Raw genomic sequence first — 4,989 nt, forward strand, 5'->3', positions numbered from 1 at the left:
TCTACAGCCGCGGCGTGGTGCCGCCGCACATCGTCGCCGGCGTCAATTTGAACATGCCGGTGCTGGGCCCGATCCTTCGCCGCGGCGGCGCGTTCTTCATCCGCCGCTCGATCAAGGGCAATGCGCTGTACGCCGCGGTGCTGGGCGAATACGTGGCGCAGCTGGTGTCGGAAGGTTTTTCGCTTGAATACTTCATCGAAGGCGGTCGCTCGCGCACCGGCCGGCTGCTGCCGCCCAAGGGCGGCATGATCGTGATGACGCTCAAGGCCTTCCTGCGCGCGCCGCGCCGGCCGGTGGTGTTCCAGCCGGTCTACATCGGCTACGAGAAACTGATCGAGGGCAAGAGCTACCTCGACGAACTGACCGGCCAGCCCAAGGAAAAAGAAACCATCTGGGCCCTGCTCAAGGCCGCCGCCGGCATCCTGCGCCAGCACTACGGCAAGGTGGCGGTGAACTTCGGCGAGCCGATCTTCCTGGACAAGGTGCTGGCCGTGCACGCGCCGGACTGGCGCGAGCGCAACAGCACCAACCCAGACGAAAAACCGGCGTGGCTCAACACCGCCGTCGAAGACATCGCCAACCAGATCCAGGTCAACATCAACCGCGCCGCCGACGTGAACCCGGTGAACCTGCTGGCGCTGGCCCTGCTGGCCACGCCCAAGCACGCCATGTCCGAAGCCGACCTGCTGGCGCAGCTGGGCCTGTACAAGAAACTGTTGGCGTCGCTGCCGTATTCCGACCGCGTCACCGTCACCGAACTCGACCCGGCCGGCATCATCGCCTATGGCGAGAAGATCGGCGTGCTGACCCGCACCGACCATCCGCTGGGCGCCGTGCTCAGCGTCGAAGGCGAAACCGCGGTGCTGCAGAGTTATTTCCGCAACAACGTGCTGCACCTGTTCGCCGGCGCCGCCTGGGTGGCGCTGTGTTTCCAGAACAACCGCCGCATGAGCCGCGCAGGCCTGCTGCGCCTGGGCCGGACGATCTATCCGTTCGTGCAGGAAGAACTGTTCCTGCCCTGGGACGGCGACGGCTTCGTCGCCCACCTCGACGCCACGGTCGACCTGTTCGTTGCCGAGGGCCTGCTGTCGATGGCCAGCGAAGACGACGGCGGCTACCTGTCGCGTGGCCCCGGCCAGACCGACGAAGTCTTCCGCCTGCGCGCGGTCGCCCACAGCCTGCAGCAGGCCTTCGAGCGTTATTTCATCGCCATCACCACGCTGGTGAAGAATGGCCCGCGCACGCTCAGCTCGGGTGAACTCGAGACCCTGTGCCAGCTCACCGCCCAGCGCCTGAGCCTGCTCTACGCGCCGGCGGCGCCGGAGTTCTTCGACAAGACCCTGTTCCGCGGCTTCATCCACAAGCTGCGCGAAATGAAGCTGGTCTGGATCGCCGAAAACGGCAAGCTCGACTTCGACGAGCCACTGATGGCCTGGGAAAAGGACGCCAAGGTGGTGTTGGGCCGCGACCTGCGCCACACCATCGCCAAGCTCTCGCCCGAGGCGGTCAGCAAGGTGGCGAAGGCGCGCGGTGACGAGGAAAAGCCGGCCTGAAGCCGGCGCCGCGAACCCAGCCAGGAATATTCAGGCGTCGAGGTCGGGAATCAGCCGGCTCTCGAGTGCGGTGATCATGTCCTTGATCCGCAGCTTGCGCTTCTTCAGGCGCTTGAGCGTCAGCTCGTCGGCCTCGCGGTCGGCCGCCAGGCGCGCGATGGCCTCGTCGAGGTCGCGGTGTTCGACCCGCAGCTCGACCAGCTGGGCGGTGATCTTGGCGGGATCTTCGGTGGCCATGCGCTCTCCCGGTTCCCCGCTAGCCTAGCGCCCCGGCGGGCCGGGCGACAGGGGTAGAATGGGCGACCGTTTCGCCATCGTTCCAAGCCCCGCCATGACCCTGGTCCTGCACGATCCGCTGCCCCGCCAGCCGACGCCCGAAGGCGTCGCGCGCAGGCAGGCGCATGAGCGCGCCAAACTGGCCAAGCGCCTGCGTCGGCAGGTCGGCCAGGCCATCGCCGACTACGGCATGATCGAAGACGGCGACAAGGTCATGGTCTGCCTGTCGGGCGGCAAGGACAGCTACACCCTGCTCGACCTGCTGCTGCAGCTGCAGAAGAAGGCGCCGGTGCGCTTCGAGCTGGTGGCGGTGAACCTCGACCAGAAGCAGCCCGGTTTCCCGGAACACGTGCTGCCCGACTACCTGCGCTCGATCGGCGTGCCCTTCACGATCATCGAGCAGGACACCTATTCGGTGGTCAAACGCGTGGTGCCCGAAGGCAAGACCATGTGCTCGCTGTGCTCGCGCCTGCGCCGCGGCGCGCTGTACCGGCACGCCAAGGAAAATGGTTTCACCAAGATCGCGCTCGGCCACCACCGCGACGACCTGCTGGCCACGTTCTTCATGAACCTGTTCTTCCACGCCAAGCTGGCCAGCATGCCGCCCAAACTTCTCAGCGACGACGGCGAGCACGTGGTCATCCGGCCGCTGGCAACCTGTCGCGAAGCCGACCTGGTGGCCTACGCCGACTTCAAGCAGTTCCCCATCATTCCCTGCACCCTGTGCGGTTCGCAGGAAAACCTGCAGCGCAAGCAAGTGGCCCGCATGCTGGCCGCCTGGGAAAAAGAAAGCCCCGGCCGCAGCGAAACCATCGCCCGCGCCCTGGCCGACGTGCGCCCCGCGCAGCTGGCCGACCCGAACCTGTTCGACTTCGCCGCCCTGGGCCGCCATGGCGACGGTCCCCTGCCTGACGCCAACGCCTGGCTCGCGGTCGGCACCCCCGACCCCCTTCCCCCGGAGTTTTGATGTTTTTTCGCAATCTCACGTTCTTCCGCTTCCCGACCACCCTCGCCAAAACCCTCGATGACCTCGATGCCCGCCTGGAAGAGTGCAAGCTCAAGCCGGTCGGCCCGTCCGAGCTGATGTCGCGCGGCTTCATCTCGCCCTTCGGCCGCGACGGCGCGACCATGAGCCACCGCGTCGGCGACGCCATCTGGATCACCCTGGGCGGTGAAGACCGCCTGCTGCCTTCGGCCGTCATCAACGACCAGCTGGGCCGCAAGCTCGCCGAGATCGAAGAAAAGGAAGGCCGCCGCCTGGGCGGTCGCGCCCGCAAGCGCCTGAAGGAAGACATCGTGCTTGAACTGCTGCCGCGCGCCTTCGTGCGGCCGGTGCGCTGCTCGGCCACGCTCGACCTGGAACACGGCTTCATCGCCGTGGACACCAGCTCGCGCAAGACCGCCGAAAACCTGGTCTCGGAACTGCGCCACGCCCTGGGCAGCTTCCCGGCCCTGCCGCTGAACGCCGAAGCCTCGGTGCGCGTCATCCTCACCGGCTGGCTGGCCGGCGAGCCGCTGCCGCCGGGCCTGTCGCTGGGCGACGAATGCGAGCTCAAGGACCCCGTGGACGGCGGCGCCGTCGTGCGCTGCAGCCGCCACGAACTGCAGGTGGACGAGATCCGCCAGCACCTCGAGGCCGGCAAGCAGGTCACGCGCCTGGCCCTGGTGCTCGACGACCACGTCGGCTTCGTGCTGGGCGAAGACCTGGTGCTGCGCAAGCTCAAGTTCCTCGACGGCGCCGTCGACCAGCTCGAAGGCACCGAAGCCGACGGCGTGGCGGCCGAACTCGACGCCCGCTTCGCGCTGATGTCCGGCGAACTCAAGCGCCTGTTCGCGGTGCTCGAGCCGGCCCTGAAGTTCAGCCGCGCCGACGCCTGATCCCGTCCCGCGGTAGATTGGCGCCCATGTTCCTGCGAACCAAGCGCCCCGCCCCGCCCGCGGCCGAGATCCGGCCGCTGGCGCTGGCCGACGGCCGCGAAGTGCCGGTGCGCTGGGTGCGCGACCGGCGCGCGCGCCGGCTGCGCCTGATCGTTTCCGACAAGGGCGCGCGCCTGACCCTGCCCACGGCAGCCTCGGTGCGCATGGCCGAGGCCTTCCTGCACGAACACCGCGTCTGGCTGGCCGAGCAGCTCGACCGCCAGCACCCCGACGATGCCCCGCTGTTCGGACGCGACTGGGCCGAACCCTTGCCCCTGCGCGGCTTGCACGCACCGCTGGCCTGGCGCGAGGGCCGCTTCGCCCGCGCCACGCTCACCGAACACGGCATCGAACTGCAGCTGCCCGACCGCGCCGACGACCGCCGCGCCCGCGCCGCGCTGCGCGATTTTTACCTGCAGCAGGCGCGCACCGACCTGGGCACCTGGCTGCCGCGTTACCTGCCGGCCCTGCCGCGGCCGCCGGCGTCGCTGCGCCTGCGCCCGCTGTCTTCGCTCTGGGGTTCGCTCAGCCCCACCGACGCCGTTTCGCTGGACCTGGCGCTGGTGCTGGGCCGCCCCTCGGCCTTCGAATACGTGCTGGTGCACGAGCTTTGCCACCTGCTGCACGCCGACCATTCACCGCGCTTCTGGCGCGAAGTGGAAACACGCTGGCCGCACTGGCGCGACGAACGCGACTACCTGCGCGGCGAAGGTTTGGCCTTGAAAGCGACATTGGCGCGTTTGACCCGGTAAGCCCTAGCCGGGGAGCCGCCATGGCCCCGTCCGCCCGCCACCTGCTGAGTGTTTGCCTGGCCGCGCTGCTGTGCAGCGGCTGCGGCCCCGACCCCGAAAGCGCGTCGGAAGCCCTGGTGGACGAAGCCCTGGAGGCCAACGCCCGCCAGCAGGCCACGGAAGGCCAGGCCGCCAATGGCGAACGCACGCTCACCCTGGAAACCGAGGCCGGGCTCTACAGTTCCACCAGCGGCGACAACCTGCCCCTGCCCGACGACTTTCCCGGCGACGTGAAGCTGCCGCGCGATGCCAGCATCACCAGCGCAACCCGGCTGGGCGGGACGATCTCGCTGGGCGCGCACAGCCCGCGCAGCCTGGCCCTGGTGTTCGACGAGTTCCGGCAGGCCCAGCGCGCGGCCGGCTGGACCGAAGCGGCCGTGCAGGCCGATGCCACCGTGCGCGTGGCCGGCTTCGACAAGGCCGGCCGGCACCTGGAAGCCAACTTCGTCGAA

At 68.7% G+C, this 4,989-nt stretch carries 6 protein-coding genes; 5 read left to right on the top strand and 1 reads right to left on the bottom strand.

Features of this window, described 5'->3' with window-relative positions:
- The coding region (gene plsB, locus AACZ35_RS12325; RefSeq protein ID WP_339829742.1) for a glycerol-3-phosphate 1-O-acyltransferase PlsB at nt 1-1,553 on the top strand (1,553 nt) is incomplete at its 5' end.
- Nucleotides 1,554-1,583: 30 nt separating this feature from the next.
- On the opposite strand, the gene AACZ35_RS12330 is transcribed toward plsB, so the two are convergent.
- On the bottom strand, nt 1,584-1,790 hold the full coding sequence (locus AACZ35_RS12330) for a DUF465 domain-containing protein (protein WP_339829744.1): 207 nt from the start codon (nt 1,788-1,790) through the stop codon (nt 1,584-1,586).
- Between the two features lie 94 nt (nt 1,791-1,884).
- Between AACZ35_RS12330 and ttcA the strand changes: the two genes are divergently transcribed.
- From ttcA to AACZ35_RS12350, 4 genes are all read left to right on the top strand, one after another.
- The gene (gene ttcA / locus AACZ35_RS12335) at nt 1,885-2,796 is read left to right on the top strand and encodes a tRNA 2-thiocytidine(32) synthetase TtcA (RefSeq protein ID WP_339829751.1); all 912 of its coding nucleotides are present in this window, start codon (nt 1,885-1,887) and stop codon (nt 2,794-2,796) included.
- Nucleotides 2,796-3,707, top strand: a complete 912-nt coding sequence (locus AACZ35_RS12340) for a recombination-associated protein RdgC (RefSeq protein ID WP_188663878.1) — start codon at nt 2,796-2,798, stop codon at nt 3,705-3,707. Before ttcA ends, AACZ35_RS12340 begins: the two co-directional genes overlap by 1 nt.
- 26 nt (nt 3,708-3,733) lie before the next feature.
- Complete coding sequence (locus AACZ35_RS12345; RefSeq protein WP_339829747.1) at nt 3,734-4,498, top strand: SprT family zinc-dependent metalloprotease; 765 nt, start codon at nt 3,734-3,736, stop codon at nt 4,496-4,498.
- A gap of 20 nt (nt 4,499-4,518) precedes the next feature.
- The coding region (locus tag AACZ35_RS12350; protein ID WP_339829749.1) for a hypothetical protein at nt 4,519-4,989 on the top strand (471 nt) is incomplete at its 3' end.

The organism is uncultured Arenimonas sp. (genome assembly GCF_963976025.1).
In the GTDB taxonomy this organism is placed as follows: Bacteria; Pseudomonadota; Gammaproteobacteria; order Xanthomonadales; family Xanthomonadaceae; genus Arenimonas.